The 21,839-nt window shown below is 51.0% G+C and carries 25 protein-coding genes; 20 read left to right on the forward strand and 5 right to left on the reverse strand.

Annotation, left to right across the window (positions count from 1 at the left end; all coding sequences use genetic code 11):
- Positions 1-5: 5 nt before the first annotated feature.
- The 3 genes from AC6I5A_RS03570 to AC6I5A_RS03580 are packed head-to-tail and all read right to left on the reverse strand — an operon-like array spanning position 6 to position 3,322.
- The gene (locus AC6I5A_RS03570; protein WP_034611736.1) at positions 6-1,802 is read right to left on the reverse strand and encodes an AAA family ATPase; all 1,797 of its coding nucleotides are present in this window, start codon (positions 1,800-1,802) and stop codon (positions 6-8) included.
- Entirely contained in the window at positions 1,795-2,256 is a 462-nt protein-coding gene (locus tag AC6I5A_RS03575) for an ABC-three component system middle component 2 (protein ID WP_497900464.1), read from the reverse strand. The genes AC6I5A_RS03570 and AC6I5A_RS03575 overlap by 8 nt, the downstream gene beginning before the upstream one ends.
- The gene (locus tag AC6I5A_RS03580) at positions 2,246-3,322 is read right to left on the reverse strand and encodes an ABC-three component system protein (RefSeq protein WP_052167871.1); all 1,077 of its coding nucleotides are present in this window, start codon (positions 3,320-3,322) and stop codon (positions 2,246-2,248) included. The genes AC6I5A_RS03575 and AC6I5A_RS03580 overlap by 11 nt, the downstream gene beginning before the upstream one ends.
- A gap of 415 nt (positions 3,323-3,737) precedes the next feature.
- Here AC6I5A_RS03580 and AC6I5A_RS03585 point away from each other — a divergent pair, with 415 nt between their 5' ends.
- The 19 genes from AC6I5A_RS03585 to AC6I5A_RS03675 all read left to right on the forward strand — a co-directional run bounded on the left by AC6I5A_RS03585 (position 3,738) and on the right by AC6I5A_RS03675 (position 19,634).
- Complete coding sequence (locus AC6I5A_RS03585) at positions 3,738-4,097, forward strand: HTH domain-containing protein (RefSeq protein ID WP_052167872.1); 360 nt, start codon at positions 3,738-3,740, stop codon at positions 4,095-4,097.
- Positions 4,094-5,512: a DEAD/DEAH box helicase gene (locus AC6I5A_RS03590; protein ID WP_497900465.1), complete on the forward strand. Its 1,419-nt coding sequence runs from the start codon at positions 4,094-4,096 to the stop codon at positions 5,510-5,512. The genes AC6I5A_RS03585 and AC6I5A_RS03590 overlap by 4 nt, the downstream gene beginning before the upstream one ends.
- A gap of 16 nt (positions 5,513-5,528) precedes the next feature.
- Positions 5,529-5,948, forward strand: a complete 420-nt coding sequence (locus AC6I5A_RS03595) for a gp33 family protein (RefSeq protein ID WP_034611740.1) — start codon at positions 5,529-5,531, stop codon at positions 5,946-5,948.
- 20 nt (positions 5,949-5,968) lie between these two features.
- Positions 5,969-6,742: a hypothetical protein gene (locus tag AC6I5A_RS03600; RefSeq protein ID WP_034611741.1), complete on the forward strand. Its 774-nt coding sequence runs from the start codon at positions 5,969-5,971 to the stop codon at positions 6,740-6,742.
- Entirely contained in the window at positions 6,735-8,639 is a 1,905-nt protein-coding gene (locus AC6I5A_RS03605) for a bifunctional 3'-5' exonuclease/DNA polymerase (RefSeq protein WP_034611743.1), read from the forward strand. Before AC6I5A_RS03600 ends, AC6I5A_RS03605 begins: the two co-directional genes overlap by 8 nt.
- Complete coding sequence (locus AC6I5A_RS03610) at positions 8,636-8,917, forward strand: sporulation transcriptional regulator SpoIIID (protein ID WP_034611745.1); 282 nt, start codon at positions 8,636-8,638, stop codon at positions 8,915-8,917. The genes AC6I5A_RS03605 and AC6I5A_RS03610 overlap by 4 nt, the downstream gene beginning before the upstream one ends.
- The gene (locus AC6I5A_RS03615) at positions 8,886-9,338 is read left to right on the forward strand and encodes a DUF7768 domain-containing protein (protein ID WP_052167873.1); all 453 of its coding nucleotides are present in this window, start codon (positions 8,886-8,888) and stop codon (positions 9,336-9,338) included. Before AC6I5A_RS03610 ends, AC6I5A_RS03615 begins: the two co-directional genes overlap by 32 nt.
- Positions 9,335-11,818, forward strand: coding sequence for a phage/plasmid primase, P4 family (locus tag AC6I5A_RS03620; protein WP_052167874.1), 2,484 nt, complete (start codon positions 9,335-9,337; stop codon positions 11,816-11,818). Before AC6I5A_RS03615 ends, AC6I5A_RS03620 begins: the two co-directional genes overlap by 4 nt.
- Before the next feature lie 151 nt (positions 11,819-11,969).
- Positions 11,970-12,284 carry a VRR-NUC domain-containing protein gene (locus AC6I5A_RS03625; protein ID WP_034611750.1) on the forward strand — a complete coding sequence of 105 codons (315 nt, stop codon included), beginning with the start codon at positions 11,970-11,972 and terminating at the stop codon, positions 12,282-12,284.
- Complete coding sequence (locus AC6I5A_RS03630; protein WP_497900466.1) at positions 12,259-12,693, forward strand: hypothetical protein; 435 nt, start codon at positions 12,259-12,261, stop codon at positions 12,691-12,693. Before AC6I5A_RS03625 ends, AC6I5A_RS03630 begins: the two co-directional genes overlap by 26 nt.
- 110 nt (positions 12,694-12,803) lie before the next feature.
- Positions 12,804-13,154, forward strand: a complete 351-nt coding sequence (locus AC6I5A_RS03635; protein ID WP_034611752.1) for an HNH endonuclease — start codon at positions 12,804-12,806, stop codon at positions 13,152-13,154.
- 142 nt (positions 13,155-13,296) lie between these two features.
- Positions 13,297-13,797, forward strand: a complete 501-nt coding sequence (locus AC6I5A_RS03640; RefSeq protein WP_034611754.1) for a hypothetical protein — start codon at positions 13,297-13,299, stop codon at positions 13,795-13,797.
- Positions 13,798-13,800: 3 nt separating this feature from the next.
- Positions 13,801-15,054 carry a site-specific DNA-methyltransferase gene (locus AC6I5A_RS03645; protein WP_034611756.1) on the forward strand — a complete coding sequence of 418 codons (1,254 nt, stop codon included), beginning with the start codon at positions 13,801-13,803 and terminating at the stop codon, positions 15,052-15,054.
- Entirely contained in the window at positions 15,051-15,830 is a 780-nt protein-coding gene (locus tag AC6I5A_RS03650) for a DNA adenine methylase (RefSeq protein ID WP_034611758.1), read from the forward strand. The genes AC6I5A_RS03645 and AC6I5A_RS03650 overlap by 4 nt, the downstream gene beginning before the upstream one ends.
- Before the next feature lie 198 nt (positions 15,831-16,028).
- Positions 16,029-16,955, forward strand: coding sequence for a hypothetical protein (locus tag AC6I5A_RS03655; RefSeq protein ID WP_052167875.1), 927 nt, complete (start codon positions 16,029-16,031; stop codon positions 16,953-16,955).
- Entirely contained in the window at positions 16,942-17,361 is a 420-nt protein-coding gene (locus AC6I5A_RS03660; protein ID WP_497900467.1) for a DUF4314 domain-containing protein, read from the forward strand. The genes AC6I5A_RS03655 and AC6I5A_RS03660 overlap by 14 nt, the downstream gene beginning before the upstream one ends.
- Before the next feature lie 138 nt (positions 17,362-17,499).
- Positions 17,500-17,667: a hypothetical protein gene (locus tag AC6I5A_RS03665; protein ID WP_497900468.1), complete on the forward strand. Its 168-nt coding sequence runs from the start codon at positions 17,500-17,502 to the stop codon at positions 17,665-17,667.
- A gap of 13 nt (positions 17,668-17,680) precedes the next feature.
- Positions 17,681-17,914: a DUF7678 domain-containing protein gene (locus AC6I5A_RS03670; protein WP_034611760.1), complete on the forward strand. Its 234-nt coding sequence runs from the start codon at positions 17,681-17,683 to the stop codon at positions 17,912-17,914.
- Positions 17,915-18,026: 112 nt separating this feature from the next.
- Positions 18,027-19,634 carry a terminase large subunit gene (locus AC6I5A_RS03675; RefSeq protein ID WP_034611762.1) on the forward strand — a complete coding sequence of 536 codons (1,608 nt, stop codon included), beginning with the start codon at positions 18,027-18,029 and terminating at the stop codon, positions 19,632-19,634.
- Here AC6I5A_RS03675 and AC6I5A_RS03680 read toward each other — a convergent pair.
- Positions 19,627-19,827 carry a hypothetical protein gene (locus tag AC6I5A_RS03680; RefSeq protein WP_034611764.1) on the reverse strand — a complete coding sequence of 67 codons (201 nt, stop codon included), beginning with the start codon at positions 19,825-19,827 and terminating at the stop codon, positions 19,627-19,629. The genes AC6I5A_RS03675 and AC6I5A_RS03680 overlap by 8 nt on opposite strands.
- Before the next feature lie 38 nt (positions 19,828-19,865).
- Complete coding sequence (locus AC6I5A_RS03685) at positions 19,866-20,540, reverse strand: hypothetical protein (protein ID WP_052167876.1); 675 nt, start codon at positions 20,538-20,540, stop codon at positions 19,866-19,868.
- A 90-nt stretch (positions 20,541-20,630) separates the two neighbouring features.
- Between AC6I5A_RS03685 and AC6I5A_RS03690 the strand changes: the two genes are divergently transcribed.
- On the forward strand, positions 20,631-21,833 hold the full coding sequence (locus AC6I5A_RS03690; RefSeq protein ID WP_034611765.1) for a phage portal protein: 1,203 nt from the start codon (positions 20,631-20,633) through the stop codon (positions 21,831-21,833).
- Positions 21,834-21,839: the final 6 nt, after the last annotated feature.

Raw genomic sequence — 21,839 nt, forward strand, 5'->3', positions numbered from 1 at the left:
TCTTTTTAAGATTGCACGCCGTTCAGCAACCCGTATCGACCGGGCTTTTTGCCTTTGGTGAACTCAATCAATTTTGCTGTGGAGTAATCCAGCGTCGGCGGTATTTTATTCTCGATGATAATTACCTGCCTGAGTGCCGAACTTTCCAAAAGATACTGGAACAATCCAATCTTCATCGTGTCGGGCGTCCTGTCGTCCACGCCTTCCTCTAACGACTGAATCGGCGAGTCGATTATCAGCATTGAGGGCGCATAGGTGCCTTTTTGGGAAAGGAATTCGGCAAGGGCAAGAGCCATAATCGTGTTCTGGAATGCTCGATAACCTTTGCCGTGAATCATCTTGTCCTGACCATTCACGACCATATCGAAGTTGCTCGTATCGACATGGACAGAACTATACTTCTCATATTTTACCGCTCTCAAAAGCGTGTCCAGTCTGTCATTTAGCCACTTGAAAAAGGTCGCGTCGTAATGGCTCTTGATTTTGAAGTCGCTGTCAATCGGTTCTTCCTCGGTCATCGCTTTGAATAAAGCTTGCTGTATGCTGCCCTCCATATCCCCGATGACAGAAGTTTCCTTGCGAATTTCTATGGCGTAGCGGTATCCGACCAATGCCTGTTTTATAATTGCAACCTTCGGTTTCAACTGTGAGTTGAGAAGGTCTTCAACCCCTAAGCGTTCGGCGGACAATTCCGCAATTCGCTGATTGATACCGTCTTGCTTTGCCGCGAGGTCGTTATCGGCGAGTTGCAAATCTTCCAGAAGAAGCCGGATTTTCGTTAATTCGGCTTGCGAGGCTTCAGTATACGACTCTTCCTTGTGCGGATCAATCTTTCCTTCGCAGAACGGGCAGGTAGCGTTACCTTCAAGGTCGTGCCGGTGACATTCGCCGTCTACGATATTACCAAGACGCTGAATGTCGCCATAATACTGCGTCCGAAGCTCCTGATAACTTGCGCGGAGAGTGTTGCTTTCCGACAATTCGCCGCTTAGGGCATACATTTCAGCCATCAGGGATTTGCTCCGATTCATGGCACTTGCTATCTGCCGCTCCGTGTCTTCTAATTCCTCAATCATCCGTTCAATTTCTGCTTGAAGGAATTCTTCGTCACCGGCGGGCAGTTCGGCGAGCTTAGCTTTCTTTTCGGCATATTCGGATAACTGCGCGTTCATATATGCTATGACTGCCTTCTTCTTTGCCTCACGGATTTTCTTTTCCTCTTTTGCTGTGGAATCAGCAAAGTCTTCTCCCGTGATAAGGAAGTAGAGCGAGGAGAATGCTGCGGGTTCCACGGTCTTTTGAACAGGGGTGATGATAGAGCCTTCTTGCAAAATCGATGTTTCCTTAATTAGAAACATATGCGAGAACAACCGAAGCGTCAGGCGAATCTTGTCCCGTCTGCTGTTCTTTATAATCATATGGTTCTCAGCAATGCCCATAAGTCGTAACCACACATCGCTGATGTCGTCTTTCTTGCTCCCTTTGCGCCAACTGGCAGTATATTCGCCGGAGTCGATGTCGGAGTGCCTGCTGCTCACGGTGAGATTCGGTTTGCCGTACTTCCGCTCAATCGTCACATCACCTTTACCTGAACCAACAAGAAGTTTGAAGGTGTCGTAGCCGGTCGTCTGGTCAAAGCGAATCTTATCTGCGCCAAAAAGATAGTCGATGCACTCGATGATATAGCTCTTGCCTGTATCGGAGGGTCCGAACACGATGTTAAGCCCTTCTTGGAACTCAACAAACGACGGCTCTTTCCCTGCGCCGGTTATGGTCAGTTTCTTAAAGTAGAAGTCAGCCATTCAAGTCCCTCCGTTGCAACGACGCTATCGAACGCTCATTTATCCTCCGCAACGACTCTCTTTCCGAAAGCCCGGTCAGATAATCTTTTACCTTGGCGGACAATTCGCGATACCGCTGCGCATAATCGTTTTCAAACTTTGCGGCGTAATCCATGCCGCGTTGGTGAATAGAGTAAACAAATCCGTCCTTGGTGCTTTCGGCATTTATCAAGGCATCCAGCACCAGCGACTTGACCGCTTCCTTAACCAGTTCCCGCCGGATGCCGAACTCCCCGAACCGATAGCTGTTGTCGCCGTGAAGGTTTTCGCAGGAGATTCCGAAGTCCCGACCGTAGATGGTAATGAAGTCGGAGACCGCAATCAAATCCGCTGACATTTTACCGCCGGCAACCTCAAGCGTAAACAAGATACGGAGCGAAACCTCAAAGGATGTATTGAAAACATTATTCATCATCCACCCAACCTTTGATTTGCCCATCATTCACGAGCATATGGCATACGCCCTTTTTCTGGCTTGCGCCGACCCATTCGGGAATGCGCCCGAGTATGCAGTTCTCAAGCCGCAGGGTAGTAGCGTGTCGCATCACAAACAGCAACCGCTCAAAGCCGTGCGTATAGTCCATTGCGTGGACATCGGAAACGCTGTTCAAAGTTTCGGTCATCAGAGCCGTGAATAGGTTGTCCGGGTCGTTGTTGCGGAAATTCTCCCTTGTGCCGCGCCGTACCGCTTCTGCGGCGAAATATTCTATCCTGCGCTGCTTAAGGTCTTTATCATATTTCGGGTGCTGTGAGATATCGTCACTTGGCAATGTCCCGTCTTTAGTCGCATCGTCATAAGCATCGTACAGTGCGGATATGTACCGGCGTTCATGGTCAGCAGGCGTTTCAGGCGGGGTGAGCGGTTCAACCTTCGGAAGGGTATTCAGTTTTGACTGAATGTCGTCTATGTTTTTTATCAGCGGTGCAATCTCGTCAGTCGCTTCCATCGAAAATTCTATCTTGTTCTTGCCAACACGGACTGCAAGTATAAATGCCTCTGCCAAAAAATCGGCAGGGGCTTTTTCTTTGCGAGCTACCCTTAACGCCTTCTGCTTGGTCTTGCCAATGGAATCGTCGTTTTGAGTGATAGCAAGTACCGCATCAAGTACGATGCTCAGATCACCCCTCGGGATGTTTGGGACAAGGTTAATGGCAAAACAGGATGACACATCAGCGACAGCGGATGGTCTCTGCGCTATCTCGATGAACTTGTCGGGAACGGGAGACTGCCCGCTTTTAAGGTAAGTAGTCTGCGTTTTTGAGATATCGGGGACGCCAACCACGCTGTCCACCTTTGCAGCGTAAGAAAGCGAATCCAAGAGGAGCGAGTAAAACACGAAAACGCCGGTAGCGTCCCGTTCTTCATCGCCCAAAACTGAAAATTTAGTCTCTGGGTCAAGGAATTTTATGACGGACTTCTTGTTCATGCGGTTTCTGACCGCTTCCGCAAACGTCCGCAAACACAGGCTTTCCGTGGACACGCGTTCACCCCCTCTTGGAATTTAGTGTGAATTTTATAGGAATTCCGCTGGAACTCTTTGTTATTCGTTTTTTTGTATCCTCTTCTCGTAGGACACGGGGAGAGGATTTTTGATTAGCGGTCTTTCGGAGGATTCTGACGGGGTTCGTCAGGCTTCTCCAAATAGATATAAAAATACACCATATATTGTAACACACAATTATTCAAAAATCAACAACAATCTGTAATTTCAGCTTCAGTTCGTGTCGTATCGCCTTTGCAAGGCTCAAAAAATCACGACTTGGCGTAAATCGACAAACAGAGCGAGTGTGCGCTCCGTGAAAATTTCTGATAAGAAGTTTCTCAAATAGGAAATTACCCTTCCTATTTGACCTCTACGATAAGGACGAGCCGGAAGGAAAGGAGGCGAATCGACCGTGACAGCAATCGAGCGCAGAACCGAAATTATGCGGATTCTCGTGGCAAGAAGGCGTGAAACAATGACGCGTCTTGCCCGTGAACTCGGCGTAACAGCCCGAACCATACGCACCGACATCACCATCCTCACGGTCGATTACCCCCTTGATACCGTGCGCGGCAACGGCGGTTGTGTGAAAGTGGCAGATTGGTACCATCCCCACAGAAACATATTCAGTCGTGAGCAGGAATCCGTAATTATCTCCCTGTTGGACAAGACTGACGAGTCTTCTCAACGAAAGGTGCTGACGGAAATGCTCGCCGCGTTCGGTGCTCCGGCAACACGAGAAAAGTACGCAAGGGAGGCTAAAAGCCTATGAACATTGTAACAATGCCAATTCGAGCAAAGCCGTTTGAACACCAACGCAGGGCGTATCTGTCAGCATTGGAGTCATTCAACAACGACCGAAGCCGAGGGTATGCACTGCTTATGGAAATGGGGACAGGCAAAACAATAACTTCCGTCGCCATAACTGGGCGGTTGTATCTGGACGGTAGAGTCCGCAGAGTGCTTGTCGTAGCCCCGTTGTCCATCCTTGGGGTCTGGCAGGAGGAATTTGAGAAGTTCGCTGACTTTGACTACAATCTCGCCGTCCTAAGCGGCACCGGTTCAAAGAAATCGGAAACGCTGGGTGGCCTGAATGGGGCGGGACTTCAAGTTGCAGTCGTGAACTATGAATCCGCATGGCGACTCGAAAAGGAAATCGCCGCATGGAAACCCGACCTAATCATCGCTGACGAGGGGCACAAGATTAAGACCCATAACATTTCGGCATCCAAAGCGATGCACCGGCTCGGAATGGGAGCCAAGTACCGGTTGTTACTGACAGGGACGATTATCACGAACAAAGCCATCGATGTATTCAGCCAATACAAGTACCTGAATCCCACCATCTTCGGGAACAGCTTTTACTCGTTCAGGAACCGCTACTTCGATATGGTCGGGTACGGCAATCACACGCCTATGCTTAAGCGGTCAATGGAACCAGAACTGACGGCGAAACTGCACAGTATCGCATTCCGTGCCACCAAATCCGAGTGCCTCGACCTACCGGAAACGATTGATGTTATTCGCTCCGTGGAACTGGAATCCTCGGCAGCAAAGGTCTATCGAGACCTCGTCAAGGAAAGCTACGCGGAACTTGGCGACAAAGAAATCACCGCCACCAATATTCTCACCCGTCTGCTCCGGCTATCGCAGCTTACGGGCGGGTTCATCGGGGACGATGACGGCGGCACACCGCAGAACATCAGCCGTGCAAAGTTGAACGCCCTGTCTGACATCATTGACACAGCACAGCAGGAAGGCAAGAAACTGGTGGTTATCGCAAGGTTCATACCTGAGATAAAAGCCATCTGCGCCATACTCGGCAAACTCGGAATCGGTTACTCCTGCATTATGGGCGGCGTAAAAGACCGTGAAGAGCAGGTTGCCCGATTCCAGAATGACCCCGATGTTCAGGTTTTCGTCGGTCAGATTGCGACGGCAGGACTTGGAATCACGCTCACGGCCGCCAGCACAATGGTTTTCTACTCGCTGGATTACAACATGGCGAACTTTGAGCAGGCAAAGGCCCGAATCCACCGCGTCGGTCAGCGTAAGAACTGTACTTACATCTATCTTGCCGCCAAAGGCACGGTTGACGAAAAGGTGCTGAAAGCCCTGCAGAGCAAGGCAGACCTCGCCCGAATGCTTGTAGACGATTACCGCAGCGGACGCAACCCCTACCAATAAGGAAGGAATACGCATCATGAACCAAGATAAGATGTTCGAACTCGCAGACGAACTGAAATCCTTGCGAGACCTTAAACGCGATTTGGAGTCACGGGTCAAGGAAGTGAACGACAGAATCGACGAAATCGATTATCGGCTTTCGGAACTAATGGCGGAGACCGAGACCCAAAACTTCACCCGCGCCGGCACGATGTTCTGCCTGACCACCAAGACCCGCGCATCTGCGGCGGCAGGGGTCAAAGATGAACTCTTCTCTGCCCTGAAAGACAACGGCTTCGGAGACCTTGTTTACGAGACCGTCAATGCCAACTCCCTCTCATCCTTTGTCAAGGAGCAGATTGAGGGCAACGGCGACGCGCTACCAAACTGGCTCGAAGGGCTAATCAATGTCTTTGATAAGACGACTGTGTCCGTCCGCAAATCAACAAAACGCTGAATATAAAGGAGATTATCACAATGGCTAATAACAAAGTAACCGCGCTGGCTAAGGCGCAGAACACAGGATTCCTAACCCTTGCCAACACCGACTTCGGAGGCATGATGGCTGACGAACTGGAGGGGCTTGACCTTTCCTTCGAGAGAATCAAGATTCCCTCGGCGGGAAGCACCGTATTTGAAGTACCCGGCGAGAACGACGACACGGATACCGTCAAGGAATTTTCGGCAGTTATCCTCCATCACCACACCCTCAACGCTTTCTACAAGACCAAGTACACAGGCGGCAGCAACCCGCCCGACTGCGGTAGCTTTGACGGCGTCTATGGAGAGGGCGACCCCAGCGGTGAATGCAAGAAATGCCCTTTGAACCAATACGGCACCGCCGATGAAGGCAAAGGTAAAGCCTGCAAGAACCGTAGACGCATTTATGTCCTCCGCGAAGGCGAGGTTTTCCCGCTCCTGCTTTCACTTCCGACAGGTAGTTTAAAGGAGTTCACCAAATACATCAAACGTTTGCTATCAAAGGGTAAAAAGTCCAACAGCGTGGTCACTCGCTTTTCGCTCAAAAAGGCGACCAATCAAGGCGGAGTGGTCTACTCGCAGGCGCAGTTCATCATCGACCGCATTCTCACGCCACAGGAGCAAAAGCTGATTGATGCTCTGACGGAACAGGTTAAAGCGTATAGCCGCAGAGTGGCATTTGACGCAGAGGGTGCTTCGACTGTTGATTTTTCAGTTGATGCGGAAACAGGCGAGGTCATCGAGCCTCTTGGGAGGAACGCCAATGTATAAAACCGTCTTGACGGCGGGAGGGGTACGCAAGTACCTCTCCCAAGCCCGAATCGTAGCTTTTGACTTTGAAACCGCACCGAACGAGCAGTACCGCAATGACGACAAAGCGGCACTCGACCCGCACAGGGCGCATATTGTCGGTATCAGCTTTTCCAAATCCGAGGGCGACGCTATCTATGTCCCGATTGCCCATAAGGTCGGCAAAAACGCCGCTCCGCTTTCGGAGATTTGGGACTGGCTCGCTGCGAACCTGTTCGGAAATCGCGACATTATCAAAGTGGCGCACAACCTCGCATTTGAAAGTGCATTCCTATATGCCGGGGGGATTGTGATACAAGAACCGGTTTACGACACCATCTCCGCGGCACAGCTTACGCTCAAAGGCAGGCACGAGTTCCGCTCTCTTGCCGACAGTGGTTTGAAGACGCTTGCGGCAGAACTCTTCGATGCTGAGATGCCGACATTCTCTGCTGTTACGGTAGGACAGCACTTTGACGAACTCAACCCCGCCGATGTAAAGGCCGTTGATTACGCCTGCTCCGATGCCGACTATACGTTGCGGCTTTATCATCTGCTCAATGGTTGGTTTGACAAATGGCTTCCGAACCATCGCATTATCACCGAGCGGATGGAATCACCGACCGCTGTCTACTGTGGGCTTATGAAATACAACGGCTTGCTTGCGGATGCGGAGCAGATGAGGACGCAGGGCGAACGATGCGAAGCGGAACGCCAGCGTGTCCGTGATGAGATTGCTTTTATTATCGGCGATGTGAACATCGGCGAGAATGCCAGCACTGCAGCATTCAAAAAATACTTGTTTGAGGATTTGGGTCTGCCGGTCTTAAAAACCACCGCCAAATATCAGGAGGCAGCGGACGACGAGACGCTGGTGCTTCTTGCCGAGTGGTGCGGACAGAACCGCCCCGACCTTGTGCCTCTGTTCAAATATGTACAGGAATACCGCCGTTGGGGAAAGATTCAGTCCACTTACATTGACGGGTATGGAAAACACATAAACCCCGCTACTGGACGCATCCACGCCGACCTGATGCCTCTCGCCACAGAAACCGGTCGCTTCGCAGCCCGCAGGCCAAATCTCCAAAATATGCCCAGAGCGGGAGCGGATGACGTCGGGGTGCGAAACTTCTTCATTGCGCCGGAGGGTAAAGTTCTGTTGTCGCTTGACTTCTCTCAAATAGAACTGCGTGTTGGAGCGTTCTACTGCCGTGACGAAAAAATGATGGATACATACCGCATCGGCGGTGACATCCATGACCAAACCGCCACCGTCATCTTCGGTGCGGGTAAGCACGATAAAGAGCATCGTACTATCGCAAAGAACGTCAACTTCGGTACATTCTACGGACTGTTTCCGAGAGGGCTTCAACGGACACTCAAGTTCAAGGCAGGTGTGGGAAAGTCTCTGGAAGACTGCGAACAAATTATATCTAACCTAAAAGCAGGATACCCGAAGTTGAATGCATGGCAAGAAACGACAAAACTCGAGGCAAAGTCTGCAAGATACACGGAAACCTCACTCGGTCGCCGCCGGTATTTACCCGACATTACATCGCAGGATTGGGGTAAGCAGTCTTTTGCGGAGCGGTGCGCCCTTAACACGCCAATTCAGGGGACAGCGGCGGATATTTTGAAGCTGGCCCTGGGGCGTATTTTGAAAGGGTTACCTGAACGCCCATGGTTGCTGCCGCTGCTACAAATTCACGACGAGTTGGTGTTTGAACTGCCGGAAAGCAAGGTCGACGAAGCGACGGCGTTTATTAAGCAATGTATGGAAGCACAACCGTTTACTGAATTCGACATTCCCGTTGTCGCAGATGCTTCTGCAGGAGCAAAGTTCGGCGAAATGAAAGAACTGGAGGTAAAAGTGTTATGACCCATCAACATTACAATATCGCTGCCGACGACAGATGTGTCGCGGTGGCACAGTACATCATAGAAAACAAAGCAACCGTGCGTGAAGCGGCGCCAGTGTTTGGATACAGTAAATCAACAATTTTTAAAGATGTCACCAGCGTTCTGAAAAAACATAACCACACGCTATTTCTCCAAGTAAAAGAGGTGCTGGACTACAACAAATCGGTGCGTCATATCCGCGGAGGTCTTGCTACCAAGCTCAAATATGAATCGGAGGTGTCCCGTGAATTCGACTAATCCGCATAAAAATAGTGAAGGTTACAGCGACCCAACAGTCTATGAGGCTTTAAAGCAAATTCAGAAGGAGGAGCACCTCAAAAATAATCCCTATCGCCCGCTTGTTTATATCTGCTCGCCCTTCGCGGGTGATATTGACAGCAACATTCAAGATGCCCGCCGTTATTGTGTCTTTGCTGTCCGACAAGGTGTAATACCTATCGCACCGCACTTGTTGTTTCCACAGTTCTTGGACGACGACAACCCCGAAGACCGCAAGTTGGGACTTCGCTTCGGGATGATTCTGCTCGATCGCTGCGAGGCAGTTTGGTCGTTTGGCAGCAGGATTTCGGCGGGCATGGCGGCAGAACTCGAACGCGCCAGACGCAGGGGTATTCCCATTAAGTTCTACAAATCCGACTGCGAGGAGGGTACGCAGTGAAAATAACATACGAGCAATTCCTAAGCCCGTTCTTTGAAAGCGGTGAAACTGTACATCTGCGTGTCTTCGACGACAAGAAAGGCAGCACATTCAAGGGATTAAAACTTGAGCGTGAATTCGGAAAAATCTCCGCGCTTACAGAAACGCTCCAAAACCATAATGTCCAAGGACGGGGTATCTTCTTTGTGGTTAACTTTGGTGGGAATACCGACGAGGAAATATCCCGCATCAATGCCGTGTTTGTCGAGAACGATAACCTTTCAATTGACGAACAGATCGCAAAACTGGAGAATTTTCCTCTCCCGCCATCCCTGATGGTAAAGACCGCGAAATCCGTCCATGCATACTGGCTCACGACCGATGTGTCCGTGCCGGAGTTTCGTGCCTACCAACGTCGCCTTATCACGCAGTTTGACGGTGACACCTCCTGCGTCAATGAGAGCCGTGTTCTGCGTTTGCCAGGTTTCAATCATTGCAAGGGCAACCCCGTCATGGTGGAGTGCATCAAGTTCGCACCGGAACTGCGGTACTCAAAGGCGCAGTTGGATGCCGTTCTGCCGAAAATATCTGTCGAGGAATCCTCGGTTGCTGCTCCCGCTCCGAAAGCCACACGAAAAGGGCTGACACTTGTCGGTTCACGGTGCGATTTCATCAAGAATTGCAAAGAAAACGCCGCAGCACTGCCCGAAAACCTCTGGTACGCAATGATTACGAACCTTGCCGTTTTTGATGGTGGCAACAGGGTTATTCATACCCTTTCAAGGGCGTACCCGAAATACAGCCGTGTCGAGACCGAGGATAAAATCCGTCACTTCCTTGACTCCGGCACAAAACCGATGACTTGCACCAAGATTGCAGAGTGTGGGTTTAAGTGCCCACGACTTTCCGAGTGTGGCTGCAAAGCACCCGCTGCTCTGTGTTATCTGCCACCGGATGCCGACACGCTTCGAATCTTCCTCGCAAAGGTAGATGTCAAGGGCAACGCCGCCGATGATATGGAGACTGCCCGTGACTTCGTTAAGGAGTATCTTTACAATGTGGACTCTGCACTTGCGGCGGCATTTGTTGAAACAGAACTGCGGGAGTGTTTCAACTTCAAAGCGGGCATCATCCGCCCTCTTATTACCCTGCAAAAAGAACTCTTTAGGGCGTACCGCGATAACAAGGAGACCAAGCGAGAAACTGAGGGTGCAGACTTGCCTGATTGGTACGAATTTACCGAAAAAGGCGGCATACGCTTCCTGCCCGGCGTGTTGGCGGAGCATATGGCGAAAGAAGAAAAAATCTTCTATTCCGCCGAGCAGTATTACGCCTACAACAAAGGTGTGTACTCGGCTATTTCTGACCTTGCCGCGAAAGCTGCAACTCGAAAGCATCTGATTGCGAGATATACGACCCTCTCAAATATCACCGATGCAGATGGTCAGTGGCGAATGCTGATTATAAAGCATCTAAGGGAACTGAATGCTAATCCCTACATCATCAATGTCCGAAACGGCCTTTACAATGTGCTGACCGAGGAATTCCTGCCTCACACGCCGGACTTTTACTCGACGGTGCAACTCAACGTCAATTATACCCCGAACGCCGAATGCCCGCGCTTTAAGCAATTTCTCTCCGAGGCGTTGGACGAGGGTGATATCCCGCTTGTGCAAGAGATGATGGGCTACTTCCTCATACCCGTAAACAAGGCACAGAAGTCATTCGTCATCGTCGGTGAACCCGGCGCGGGCAAGTCCAAACTTCTCCTGACTTTAAATGAACTGCTTCTGGGTCAGGAGAACGTGAGCAACATCCCGTGGCAGTCGCTGAATGAGCGTTTCAAGACGGCTGAGTTGTTTGGCAAACTGGCGAATATCTTTGCCGACCTGCCCACAAAGAACATCGATGACAACGGCATCTTCAAGGCGTTAGTCGGCGAGGACTTCCTGACCGCCGAGCGCAAGAACAAAGATCCGTTCAGCTTTCAGCCTTACGCAAGACTCCTGTTCTCCTGCAACATGATACCACGAAACTACGGCGACAAGTCCGAGGGTTTTTATCGCCGGCTCATCATCATCCGCTTTGCAAAGCCCGTGCCGCAAGAACGGCGCGACCCCGGTCTGCTCGACAAGTTTGCTGCTGAATCGGATGGAATTTTTATGTTTGCAGTCGAGGGTTTGAAGAGACTCATCGCCCAAGATTTCAGGTTCAGTGAAACGCCAAACACAAAGGCGGAACTTCAGAGGTACCGTGTCGACAGTAACAGCGTCCTCTCGTTTGTTGAAGATTACTGTAAACTTGCCCCTGATGCGGAAGTCGAGCGTAGCGAAATTTTTGAGAAGTACCGCGAATACTGCCGCAACGCCGGTTTGTCACCGGTATCGCAGAAGACATTTAACAAAGACATAGAAATGGCGCACCCCGACCTGCGCCGCAGTGTGGATAAAGTCGGCAAGCGCAGGACGTGGAAAGGCATCCGTCTGGACAATGATGTTTGACGGAATTACGGAATTGACGGCTTTCTGATTTTCTTCACATTAAGCAATTCCACATAGGCAAGTTTAAGTAGATGTTGTGAAAATCGGTATATATAAAAGATAAATATATGTACTCGTCAAATCCGTCAAGCCGTCAAAAGAGAGGTTCATAATGCTCGAAAAAGACATCGTTACCGCGATAATGCGGTTCTTAAAGACCGTCCCCGACTGCTTTGCGTGGAAGACGCATGGCGGAATGTACGGGACGGCCGGCATTCCCGATATTATCTGTTGCTTCCAAGGACGTTTTGTAGCGTTTGAGGTGAAAACAGAAACGGGCAAGCTGACTAAGTTACAAGAATCAATGATATCGAAGATTAAAGCGGCAAAGGGCGAAGCCTTCAAAGTTACAAGCGTCGAGGAGGTCAGTGTAATTCTCGAACGTATGGAGGTAAATCCCAATGACGGTTTCAAATATATCCGCTAAAGACTACTTATCGCAAGCCTACCGAATAGATCAACGCATCAACAGTAAAATTGAGCAGGTGCAGTCCCTGCGAGACCTTGCTGAAAAAGCAAGCGCAACCTTCTCCGATGTGCCACCGAGTGGGACGCGGAATTTCCACCGAATGGAAGATGTCATCTGCAAGATGATTGATTTGGAATCGGAAATAAAAGCTGACCTGCAAGCCCTCCTCGATCTGAAGCATGAGGTCGTGACCATCATTAAGTGTGTGGAACACCCTGAACTTCAAACACTTCTGGAACTGCGCTATCTTTGTTTCAAAACATGGGAACAAATTGCCGTGGAACTCTACTACGATTTGCGGCACGTCCACCGCTTACACAGCAGGGCACTCAATGAGGTAGATGTCATCAGACGGTCATGTCACTAAATGTCATAGAATGCCACCCTTGTCTTCTGTTATAGTTATAATGGCAGAAAATAAACGAGAGCCTTCACGGTACCGAATCCGTGAGGGCTTTTCTTTTGGAGGCTACGACGATGCCATACAAAGCAAAGAAACCCTGCGCCCATCCCGGCTGCGCCAAACTGACCACGGGTAGGTACTGCAAGGAACACGCAAAACAGGAAGCCAAACGCTACAACCATTTTGACCGCGACCCCGAGAGCAACAAGCGCTACGGACGGTCGTGGAACAGGATACGCACGGCGTTCCTGTCGGCGAATCCCTTGTGTGAGATATGCAAGGCCGATGGAATGCTCACGCCCGCCGAACTTGTACACCACAAGCGTAAGCTGACGGACGGCGGCACGAACGACTGGGCAAACCTACAAGCCCTCTGTTCAGAGTGCCACAGCAGACTCCACGCCGGGCAAGGCGACTACTTTTAGTGTCAGACGGAGGGGCGGTCAGTGCCTCTACCGCTTTCAGGCAGGGCAGCGCGCTCGGCCTTTCGTATGAATTTTTCATAAATCAAAAATCAAAAAATCAAAACGGAAATCAAAATCAAAAATCAAAAGCGAGGTGACGCTCATGCCCAGCGGAGGCTATCGTCCGGGGGCAGGTCGCCCTCGGAAGAACCCAATCGATAAGAAGCTTGAAGGCAAACCTGCCAACACGAATGTTGCAAGTCAGCCCAAGCCTAAAAAGATAAATTCCAAAAACGTGATGGCGGACTACTTCTCTATGGCGATGAAGGAATGCGAAAAGGAAGTGCCGGCGGCGGATGTGCTGCGAAATGAAATCGAGGAATATATCTCGGCTCGAGGTTGCGACGGTTATGTCGCGCCACAGACAATTACGGACTATGTGCTGAACAGGCAGGGCTTCCTCGCATGTGAAGCCATGAACCGTAAAATCGGACGAATGACCAAGGAACTGAAGCTCTCGCCTTATGTCACGGCAGGCGCTCAGTACTACAAGGCGATGCAGGGCGACTTTAACCTGATCATGCAAATCATAAATCGGCACAGCAGCACTCAGGGCGAAGAAAAGAACGCTTTTCTCGAACTGCTCACGAACAGGGGGTTTTAGAATATGAAATCGACAGAACGATTTGAAAAAGTAAATATTGACCGGCTCGTGCCGTATGCCCGCAATGCGAGGACGCATAGCAAGGAGCAGATTTTACAACTTCGCGCCTCCCTTCGTGAATTCGGGTTTGTCAATCCGGTTATTGTGGATAAAGACCTGAATATCATCGCAGGACACGGAAGGATCATGGCGGCACGAGAAGAAGGCCTGACCGAAATCCCTTGCGTGTTCGTGGAGCATTTGACCGAGGCGCAAAAGAAAGCCTATATCCTCGCCGACAACCGTCTGGCTCTGCGTGCTGGTTGGGACGAGGAATTGCTGGCTCTGGAATTTGCCGACCTCAAGGAACTCGGCTTTGACCTCGAAATTACGGGATTTGACGCCGACGAGATAGAAAAGCTCTTCGCCGACTCCGACGGGGACGTAGCGGACGACGACTTTGACCTTACGGCCGCCCTTGAACAGGCGGCTTTTGTTTTGCCAGGGGATGTTTGGACACTGGGGCGGCACCGGCTCATTTGTGGCGATGCCACGGTATCGGAGACTGTTAAAAAGCTGATGGATGGTCGCAAAGCCAATCTTGTCCTGACCGATCCTCCTTACAACGTCAGCTTTGAATCTGTGAGCGGACTAAAAATCAAGAACGATAGCATGAAAGCAGAACAGTTCTACATCTTTTTGCTGTCGGCATTTAAGAATCTTTATGAAAACCTCGCCGATGGCGGGGCTTTTTACTGCTTCCACTCGGATTCGGAGAAGGTGAATTTCTTCCGTGCCTGCGTGGACGCGGGTTTTCATTATTCCACGACTTGCATCTGGGTCAAGAACGCCCTCGTGCTTGGTCGTGGTGATTACCAGCAAATGCACGAGCCGGTGCTGTACGCCTTTAAGAATACCTCCAAACACAAGTGGTATTCCGACCGCAAGCAGACCACCATCTGGAACTTTGATAAGCCTAAGAAGAATGCCGACCATCCCACAAGCAAGCCCCTTGACCTTCTGGCATACCCGATTGCCAACAGCAGTCAGGCAAACGCCATCGTGTTGGACACCTTCGGCGGCTCCGGCTCGACGCTCATTGCCTGCGATCAGCTTGACCGCACTTGCTTCATGCTCGAACTTGACGAGAAGTACGCAAGCGTCATCCTGCGCCGCTACGCCGAGTACAAGCAAAACGGTGGCGAGGACATCACCTGCGAGCGAAACGGCGAGATGCTCCGATACGCCGACCTTGTGAAGGAGGTTGCGGGAAAATGATACAGAGCGTACTCAGATACCCCGGTGCCAAGTGGGTCTTGTCGAAATGGATATGTGACAATCTACCGACGCACGAAGTCTACCTTGAACCGTTCTTCGGGAGTGGCGCGGTGTTTTTTGGCAAAGAGCCATGCCACACCGAAACGATAAATGACCTCGACGGCGAAGTGGTGAATCTCTTCAAGGTTATCCGCGAGCGCACTGAAGATCTATGCGAAGCCGTTTCACTCACGCCTTGGGCACGTGACGAATACTACAATTCCTACAAATGTGATAGTCCAGCTGACGTGGAGCGGGCGCGGGTTTTCCTCGTCCGCTGCTGGCAAGCCTTCGGCACTCGTACCGGTCAGCGTAGCGGATGGCGAAACCGCACCACCGGCAAAAGCCCGAAAGAGCCGGACATCTGGCGCAAGCTGCCGGAACGGATTCAGGCGGTAGCTGACAGACTCCTCGGCGTTCAGATTGAGAATACGGATGCTCTTTCGCTCATCGACCGTTACAACTCGACGAACTGCCTGATATACGCCGACCCGCCGTATATGGCGGACACCAGAAGCAAGAGCATCTATGCCTATGAGTGCGACGACGGCTACCACGCCCGCTTGCTCGACAAACTTGCCGCACACAGTGGGTCGGTGGTGCTGTCTGGTTATGACAGCCCGCTTTACAACGAGCATCTGAAAGACTGGCGACGTGTTGAAAAGGATGCCCGTGCCGAACTTGGCATGTGGCGGCGCGAGGTGCTGTGGATTAAGGAGGCGACTGTCTGTGAATAAGAAACCCACTCTACCCTGCGTGGTTTTTGTACTCAGTGGGATTGTGTCATACACACAATGATAAGAGGCTGTTTTCCCTTGATATTCGGTACATTTATTATCACGTAAACGCTTGCTATTAAACGCGTTTAGAGTGATATATGTAATGCGCGGGGGACGAAAAACCCCGCAAAATCAAGGAAAACGGAGGATTTAACCATGAAACTCAACTACAATGCAACGGGTCAGGAACGCAAGAGCCTTGTCGGAGCGATTAGCACCGCGCTGAACGCCCCGACCAAGTACCTCGGAGCACCGACATTCGCCTACGAGGTGGGTGGCTACCACGTTGACAAGACCGGCACGGTCACAGGACCCGACAACCTCGATTTGGAGGACGCGCTTCACCAAGCGGGATTCGATGCTGACGGCGACAACCGCCACTATGACGAACCTGACACCTACGAGAGCGGACTGGGCGGGCAGGGTGCGGTTGATGCTTGCCTCGACATTGACCAGCACCACCCCGGACAGTATGCAAACCCCGACGCACCCATTACCGAAACTATGCAAAGGCAGCTGGATGAGGTGCTTGCCTTCGAGGATTTACAACTGGATGGACGCGAGGAACTTGGCCTTGGGCGTACCCGCCGAGAGGACTTCCAAGGCGAGAACGGTATGCAGGTAAGTGACGTTCCCGAAGCAGATGAACTTGTCATCGAAATGCCGCTCACGGGCTTCACTCCTGAGAAACTCGACAACCTTGCCAAACTGGTAAACGCCAAAGCCCCGCTACTCAAGGCAGCACTTGGCACAGATGCCCTTCCGATTAAGCAGACTGCAGACACACTCCAGTTCCCTTGGTTTAGAGGAACGATTGATGCGGAACACACGGAAGCCTACGCTACGCTGGTCAGCTTGCTCTGCAAGACAGCACTTGAAAAGAAGCGTGTCACGGCAAAAGAAAAGCCCCTCGAGGGTTCGAGCCGATACGCATTTAGGTGCTTCCTGCTCTCCCTCGGCTTCATCGGCAACGAGTACAAGTCGGCGCGGAAAATACTGCTTAACGGCGGCGGGCTTTCGGGCAACACGAGCTGGAAGACCAAAACAAGCAAAGACGGAGGTAACAGCGATGAGCAAGAATAACTTTCCCTCGCGGGAGGAAGTCGAGCGGATACGCAAAATGTATCCTATAGGTACAAGAGTAGCTATCGTCTCGATGGCTGACCCATTCACAAATATGCCCGAAGGCACAACCGGAGTCGTCACAAGCGTCGACGATACAGGAACGGTTTTCGCGGACTGGAGCAACAGCAGCTGTTTGGGCGCGGTTTACGGCGAGGACATCATCCGCAAACTGACCAAAGCCGAGGTCATTAAAGAGCAATGCCGAAAAGTGGCGGCTACAGGACGCACGAATATGTTTGACACGAAGGTGGCATTCGAGATAGCGATTGAGATGGGTTTTGATGAGTTAGCAGACTTTATCTTTATGGACACCAAAAGCTACTCCGTCCTGATACTCACGGGCGAACTCGACAGCGTGGAATAAAACACACAAATATGGCGGCGGTACAGCCCCGAAAGATTGTGTGCTTTATATTGCCCAAATGACTTGCTATTACAGCGCATTAGAGCGAATATGTGTATGCCGCAAGGCACACAACACTTTTTTCAAGGAGGTAAACTGATGAACGATTACCGCGAAATGGTCAAAGCACAGCTTGGCGAGGGATACACCTTTGTAAAGGCTTACAACGCCTTTGAAAACGGCGAACTGCGGATTATTGCCAAGGATGCGAGCGGATTTGAACACCGCTACATTTTGAAAGATGGTTGGCTGACCGAAAAGCCGTAAGGAGGACATAAAAATGTGGAGTGAAGGTATTATCACCTGCCCGATGACGGGCGACAAATACAAATACTGGGTCAAGCATTTTGAAGAAGGCTCCCAGTTCGGTATCGATGGCGGCAAAGTCAGCAAACTGACCATCCGCAAGGTCGGCGAGACCCGCGACCTCTGCAACTATGACAGGGGCTGGGATATCGAACCGGGCAACGAAGTCAAGGCGGTCTACGCCATGATCCTCAGTAAGTACAACTAAGGCTTAACCACGAATGCAGCCGAGGACACCCCGCAAGGGGCTGTCTCTCGTCCAGATAGATTTTGAGGACTTCTTCGGAGGTCTTTTTATTTTGTGCGAAAGGAGGATGGCGATGCCCGAATTCAAATACAAACCCACACCGCTTATGCTACCAACCAGCCGATACGAAGCGCGGCGGGCGGACTTTGCTGTTAGTTTCATATCCATGCTCAAGCACACCACCGGCGAATGGTATGGGAAGCCGTTCCGTCTGATGCCGTGGCAGGAACAGATTGTCCGTGACATTTTCGGCATCGTCGGCGAAGACGGCTATCGGCAGTTCCGCACGGCGTATGTCGAGGTCGGCAAGAAGAACGGCAAGTCCGAACTGGCAGCTGCAATCGCCCTCTACCTCCTGTTCGCTGATGGCGAAGCTGGTGCGGAGGTCTACTCCTGCGCCGCTGACATCAATCAGGCAAGTATTGTTTTCAACACCGCCAAAGCAATGGTCGAGCAATGCGGTGATTTGGCAAAGCTATCAAAACTCGTGCCATCTACCAAGCGGATAATATTTCCGCACAACAACAGCTTCTACAGGGTATTGTCCTCGGAAACGAAATCCAAACAAGGATTCAATGTGTCAGGGCTTATCTTTGATGAACTCTTCGCCCAGCAGACCAGAGAACTGTTCGATACGATGACCAAGTACACAGGCGATGCCAGACGGCAACCCCTCTACTTCCTCATCACCACGGCGGGCAGGGACAAAACGAGCATCTGCTACGAAATCCACCAAAAGGCAAAGGCGGTACTGGATGGCTCTAAGATAGACCCTTCCTTCTATCCTGCCGTATTCGGCATTGAAGAGGACGATGATTGGAACGACGAAGCCGTCTGGCGGCGGGTCAACCCCTCCATCGGCGTGACGATTCCCTTTGAAACGGTGCAAGCCGCCTACGAACAGGCAAAGCAGAACCCCGCCGAGGAGATGCACTTCCGACAGTTTCGCTTAAATGAATGGTGCAACGCCGATATTCGCTGGATGCCTATGGATAAATGGGACGCCTGCGGCGAGGACATAGACTTTGACGAATACGAGGGTCGGGATTGCTATTGCGGTCTCGACCTTTCCAGTACGGGCGACCTTACGGCTCTGGTGATGGTATTCCCACCGATTGGAGGCGATACCAAGTACACGGTGATGCCTTTTTACTGGCTGCCGGAAGATGTTATCGACCTGCGAACAAGACGAGATCACGTCCCTTACGCCGTGTGGAAAAAGGCTGGCGTGTTCAACACCACCGAGGGCAATGTTGTGGACTACGACTATATTGTGGCATTCATCGGCAAGCTGTCGGAACGGTTCAAGATTCGGGAAATCGCCTATGACCGCTACGGTGCGGAGAAGATTCGCCGCGACCTTGAGGAACTGGGTGCGGAACATGGATTCACGGTATTCCCCTTTGGGCAGGGCTTCATATCCATGTCCCCGACTTCAAAGGACTTCTACCAATTCGTGATGGAAGGTAAAATTCGCCACGGCAAGCACCCCGTTCTTGACTGGAATATGGGTAATGTCATCGTCGACCAAGATGCGGCGGGCAATATCAAGCCCAACAAAAAGAAATCAACCGAAAAAATAGACGGCGTGGTCGCTCTGATTATGGGGCTTGCAAGGGCAACCCTCGGTGGCGGTATCGACGGCAGTATCTATGACGATAGGGGGTTGTTGTTTATATGACAACGGCATTAACCTTGGAAAACAAAAGCTGCGCATTTCTGTAGGATATGGAGGGCGAGTAGCCGTGTTGCATACTAAATGCACACAACAAGATTGTGCTAAAACCCAGAAAATTAATAGTGGCAAGAACATATTTGCCGTTGGGTCCGTTGATAATTGCTGCCATTGTAGGTCCATTGATAATTTCTGCCATTGATTATTCACCTCCTATAATATGGTTGATTTTTGCGACTAACCTTTCACCGGGAGGAGTTTAATCTCCTCGCGTTCTATCTCCCCCGGTGGACACTCAATAATATATCCAGAGACTCTAAATCGCTCATCACACGCAGCGCAGTCTCTATAGAAGTCAATTTCAAGATGGCGTGCTTCTTCAGAACGCGTTTCGGGAAACGAGGAGTATTCATCCTGTAGGTCAACAGCGTTTGTTGACTTGCAATAGGGGCATTGCAACTCCCTAACGAGGCTAAATATTGCGGGTTCAACGCTGACAGTACGAACTATTCTCATTGAAGCCGGAGCAAGAGGTTCATATGTATAGCAACTTCCGCTCACGAAGTATTTTGCTCCAATGGTTCTTGATAATTCTTTTTGGGTTCTTGTTGCAGGACGCACAGGTTCATAACCGAACCGCGAAAGAATTGTCTTAATCATGCACCCTACGACAGTCCGACGTTGTTCGTTCGCGAGGTTAAAGCTCTCCGAAGGGTGTCTGGTACAAAAAACCTCGATTATGAGTACAACAGGTGAAATTGCAGGTTTCCCTGCGTCTGATGCTTCAATCATAGCGATAATATTCCGGTCACGAGACAGTAAGTCGAAAACTGCCTGAGCGTTCGTGTTAGTTACGAGGTCTTTACCGCATTTTGGGTTCTCGTTGAGAAAATCACGGTACGTAGCTTTCATTGGTAGTTCTCCTTTCTTAAGGCAACTGAAATCGGTTACCTTAAGAATAAAGCATCCGATTTCAGTTGTCAAGACCTTGGAGGTGGTTTTTTGAAAAATATATTCAATGTATTCCGTTCACGGGATAAGCCTAAAAATCGTGTTGGTGGCGGCTGGAGTTTTCTATTCGGCGGCACAACCAGCGGAAAGGCGGTCAATGAGCGGACGGCGATGCAGACCTCGGCGGTCTATGCCTGTGTTCGCATTCTTGCCGAATCGGTGGCGGGACTTCCTCTCCATGTTTATGAACGAACCATAAACGGAAGCAAAGCCACAAAGCCGTCTCACCCCCTCTACCGGTTGCTCCACGACGAGCCAAACCGGGAGATGACTTCGTTTGTGTTCAGAGAAACGCTAATGAGTCATCTTTTGCTGTGGGGCAACGCATACGCACAGATCATCAGGGACGGTCGAGGTTTTCCTGTCGCCCTCTATCCGCTCCTACCCGACCGAATGGCGGTCGACCGCAGCAACAGCGGCGAGTTGACCTATACCTACCAAAGCGACAAGGGTCAGGTGAAGCTGCGGCGTGAGAGCGTCCTGCATATCCCCGGTTTAGGCTTCGACGGCTTAATCGGCTATTCTCCGATTGCGATGGCAAAGAATGCCGTGGGGCTTGCCATTGCCACCGAGGACTACGGCGCCATGTTTTTCGCCAACGGCGCAAACCCCGGCGGCGTGCTGGAACATCCCGGCGTCGTTAAAGACCCCGACAGGCTTCGTGAGTCGTGGCAGACGCAGTTTTCAGGTACAAACGCCCACAAGGTGGCGGTTCTGGAGGAAGGACTCAAGTTTCATCAGATGTCTATACCGCCCGAACAGGCACAGTTCCTTGAAACGCGGAAGTTCCAAATCAACGAAATCGCACGCATCTTCAGAGTACCGCCCCATATGGTAGGCGACCTTGAAAAAAGCAGCTTCTCCAACATCGAGCAGCAATCCTTGGAGTTCGTCAAATACACGCTCGACCCGTGGGTGGTCAGATGGGAGCAGTCTTTGCAGCAGGCGCTCATCTTACCATCGGAAAAAGCGACGATCTTTATCAAGTTCAACCTCGACGGACTGCTTCGAGGCGACTATCAAAGCCGTATGCAGGGTTATTCAACGGGCATTCAAAACGGCTTTATGTCGGTCAACGACGTGCGCAGCTTGGAGGATATGAATCTGCTGACCGCCGAGGAAGGCGGCGACCTGCACTTCGTCAACGGCAACATGGTCAAGCTGGCCGATGTTGGCGCAGCTTATGTTGAGTAAGTGATT

Source organism: Desulfosporosinus sp. Tol-M2, from assembly GCF_059735615.1.

Bases quoted from the DNA above. Each gene is read 5' to 3' on its own strand.
- AC6I5A_RS03570 (WP_034611736.1), bottom strand. From the start codon at position 1,802: ATGGCTGACTTCTACTTTAAGAAACTGACCATAACCGGCGCAGGGAAA.
- AC6I5A_RS03575 (WP_497900464.1), bottom strand. From the start codon at position 2,256: ATGATGAATAATGTTTTCAATACATCCTTTGAGGTTTCGCTCCGTATC.
- AC6I5A_RS03590 (WP_497900465.1), top strand. From the start codon at position 4,094: ATGAACATTGTAACAATGCCAATTCGAGCAAAGCCGTTTGAACACCAA.
- AC6I5A_RS03595 (WP_034611740.1), top strand. From the start codon at position 5,529: ATGAACCAAGATAAGATGTTCGAACTCGCAGACGAACTGAAATCCTTG.
- AC6I5A_RS03600 (WP_034611741.1), top strand. From the start codon at position 5,969: ATGGCTAATAACAAAGTAACCGCGCTGGCTAAGGCGCAGAACACAGGA.
- AC6I5A_RS03605 (WP_034611743.1), top strand. From the start codon at position 6,735: ATGTATAAAACCGTCTTGACGGCGGGAGGGGTACGCAAGTACCTCTCC.
- AC6I5A_RS03610 (WP_034611745.1), top strand. From the start codon at position 8,636: ATGACCCATCAACATTACAATATCGCTGCCGACGACAGATGTGTCGCG.
- AC6I5A_RS03615 (WP_052167873.1), top strand. From the start codon at position 8,886: ATGAATCGGAGGTGTCCCGTGAATTCGACTAATCCGCATAAAAATAGT.
- AC6I5A_RS03625 (WP_034611750.1), top strand. From the start codon at position 11,970: ATGCTCGAAAAAGACATCGTTACCGCGATAATGCGGTTCTTAAAGACC.
- AC6I5A_RS03630 (WP_497900466.1), top strand. From the start codon at position 12,259: ATGACGGTTTCAAATATATCCGCTAAAGACTACTTATCGCAAGCCTAC.
- AC6I5A_RS03635 (WP_034611752.1), top strand. From the start codon at position 12,804: ATGCCATACAAAGCAAAGAAACCCTGCGCCCATCCCGGCTGCGCCAAA.
- AC6I5A_RS03640 (WP_034611754.1), top strand. From the start codon at position 13,297: ATGCCCAGCGGAGGCTATCGTCCGGGGGCAGGTCGCCCTCGGAAGAAC.
- AC6I5A_RS03645 (WP_034611756.1), top strand. From the start codon at position 13,801: ATGAAATCGACAGAACGATTTGAAAAAGTAAATATTGACCGGCTCGTG.
- AC6I5A_RS03650 (WP_034611758.1), top strand. From the start codon at position 15,051: ATGATACAGAGCGTACTCAGATACCCCGGTGCCAAGTGGGTCTTGTCG.
- AC6I5A_RS03655 (WP_052167875.1), top strand. From the start codon at position 16,029: ATGAAACTCAACTACAATGCAACGGGTCAGGAACGCAAGAGCCTTGTC.
- AC6I5A_RS03660 (WP_497900467.1), top strand. From the start codon at position 16,942: ATGAGCAAGAATAACTTTCCCTCGCGGGAGGAAGTCGAGCGGATACGC.
- AC6I5A_RS03665 (WP_497900468.1), top strand. From the start codon at position 17,500: ATGAACGATTACCGCGAAATGGTCAAAGCACAGCTTGGCGAGGGATAC.
- AC6I5A_RS03670 (WP_034611760.1), top strand. From the start codon at position 17,681: ATGTGGAGTGAAGGTATTATCACCTGCCCGATGACGGGCGACAAATAC.
- AC6I5A_RS03675 (WP_034611762.1), top strand. From the start codon at position 18,027: ATGCCCGAATTCAAATACAAACCCACACCGCTTATGCTACCAACCAGC.
- AC6I5A_RS03680 (WP_034611764.1), bottom strand. From the start codon at position 19,827: ATGGCAGAAATTATCAATGGACCTACAATGGCAGCAATTATCAACGGA.
- AC6I5A_RS03685 (WP_052167876.1), bottom strand. From the start codon at position 20,540: ATGAAAGCTACGTACCGTGATTTTCTCAACGAGAACCCAAAATGCGGT.